The organism is Phytoactinopolyspora endophytica, from assembly GCF_004138495.1.
GTDB classification, from domain to species: Bacteria; Actinomycetota; Actinomycetes; order Jiangellales; family Jiangellaceae; genus Phytoactinopolyspora; species Phytoactinopolyspora endophytica.
Window position 1 is genome coordinate 219,137 of the sequence record NZ_ML142855.1, and the last position, 2,164, is coordinate 221,300.

At 68.8% G+C, this 2,164-nt stretch carries 2 protein-coding genes and 1 pseudogene; all 3 read left to right on the plus strand.

From position 1 onward, the window contains the following. Positions 1-102 precede the first annotated feature (102 nt). Positions 103-402, plus strand: coding sequence for a hypothetical protein (locus tag ELR45_RS15850; protein WP_129667269.1), 300 nt, complete (start codon positions 103-105; stop codon positions 400-402). Positions 403-481: 79 nt separating this feature from the next. Then, positions 482-916, plus strand: coding sequence for a hypothetical protein (locus ELR45_RS38025; protein WP_129667270.1), 435 nt, complete (start codon positions 482-484; stop codon positions 914-916). A 250-nt stretch (positions 917-1,166) separates the two neighbouring features. Continuing rightward, positions 1,167-2,164: pseudogene (locus tag ELR45_RS35275) on the plus strand (hypothetical protein); the annotation flags it as partial.

The window sequence follows — 2,164 nt, forward strand, 5'->3', positions numbered from 1 at the left end:
CTGCACTCATCAGGGGGACGGGCCGACATCTGCCGGCCCGGCCTGTGAGTGGCGTGCGTGGGCTTCTTCCCAGGTGGTCTGGAACGAACAGGAGAAACAGTCATGAAAAGAGCGATCATGCGTGCGGCGGCGCCATTGGTGTTCGCCAGCGCCGTAGTCCTGACCGCGGGTGGTGCGGCCCATGCAGGGCCTGGCACCGACGACGGGATCTACCCGCCGCCCGCGCCTCCGATCTACATCGATCCGGATGGTCCCGGGACCGACGACGGGATCTACCCGCCGCCCGCGCCTCCGATCTACATCGATCCGGATAACCCGACAGACCCGGGCGACGGGGAAGAACTTCCGCCGCGGGACTGGGACGTGATCCCTCCGGACCCCGATGCGCCCGTCGACAAGTAGACGCCTACCCGCCACGTGACCGGCGTGGTGGCTGTGCCACCACGCCGCATTTCGAGAGAACGTAAGGAGACGACTGACGTTGAAGAAGAAACTGATGCGCGCCATCGCGCCATTCGCGCTCGCGGGTGCCATGGTGCTGGGCACCGCCGCGGCCGGAAACGCCGGTCCCGCGATGAACTGGGACTACAAGTACTCCGTGCTCTACAACAACGGGATCCGGGGCTTCCACTACCAGGCCTCCGACGGTACCTACCTGATCGGTGTCGGCTACGTGGGTGAGAGCTTCTACGGCACCGAGGAACAGCTGGCCGAAGCGATCGCAGACGGCTTCGTCCCCGAGCCGAGCCCAGGGGACAACGGCGGAAGCGATGGCTCCGGCGGCAGTGGAGGCGGCGGTGGCGGCGGTGGTGCTGGTGGAGGCGGCGGTGGCGGAGGCCCGATCGGCGGTGGCACCGGCGGAGGCGGAAACAACGGGAACGTCAATGTGGGAGAGCCCGAGACCGTCCTGGAATGACCGCGGCCGTCCATGAGCGGTAGTGAGTCGTGCGTGCTCCTCGTCCCGGGTACCCGGGACGAGGAGCACGCGTCTGTGCGCCGGGTTCCACGACATACGTTCGCGCTGCTCAACAGGGCGGAAGTTTCCACCCCCGCTGTGCTGGCGCCGGTACCGCATCGGCGCCTAGCTTCTTGCACGGCGAGGCACACGATGTGGCGTCTTGCGTGTGTGTGCTGCACCTGATCGCGAAGGTTTGGAGGAGGCAGGGATGTTCAAGGGAGCCGATGTCGATGGCCTCGACCGCATAGCTCAGAAGGTCGACCAAGCGGTCGACTTCGCCCGAACGGTCCTGATGGTTCTCCGCCTCACCATCCGGGCGCTACGGGCGATGTCCTGGACCGGATGGGCCGCGGCGTTCGCCGCGTATCTCGAAGGTGTGGTGGTCCCGTGGGTGCAGGCGACCATGCGGGCACTGCAGTCGTTCTCGGCCGTGATCAAGTTCGCTTCGTCGCAGCAGAAGGAGGTCAGCGGTGACGCGCCGCAGGTGCAGGTGCCGCCGACGTATCGGTCACCGGCACTGCCTCCGATCGGCCCTCTGAATCCGCCGATGCTTCAGCAGCCGGACGTCATCGTCGACATCAACGTGAACGACGGCGGCACCGGTGTCCAGGTGGACGTGTCGCAGCTGCCGGGCGCCATCACGGTTCAGCCGGACCGCGGCGGCGCCACCGGCGAGGGCGGTTTCCGGACGGCCCCGGACGTCGCTCCACTTCCAGCGGGCATCACTGGCTCCACCGGAACGGACAACAACGCTGGCATACCGGGAGCGAGCCCGGGAACGCCCACCCTCGTCGGCGGCGGCACCATTGGGGGAGGCTCGCGGACCCCCGGGCTCGAAGGCCCTGGAACGGGAAGCGCAGCCGGCGGCGGCGTGCGTGGCTCTGCCGAGTCGGTGGCCACGCCGACGTTCCTGCCCGGCGGAAGCGGCATCGGGGGCAGCTCAGCAGAGGGCGGCTCAGCAGGAGGCAGCGCGTCGGGTGGTGGCCCGGCCGCCGCAGGCGTCGGGAGCCTGGGAGGGCCGGGCTCCGGGAGCTTGGGAGGGCCGGGCGTCCCCGGTACAGGTGCCGATGGCTCGGGATCCGCTGGAGTGGGATCTGCTGGCGTGGGATCCGGCGGATCGGCGACGGGCGCTCTCGGTGCGGCCTCACCTGGAGGCGGGCACGCAGGGAGTTCAGACGCGGACCGAAGCTCAGAAGGAGCCTGGTC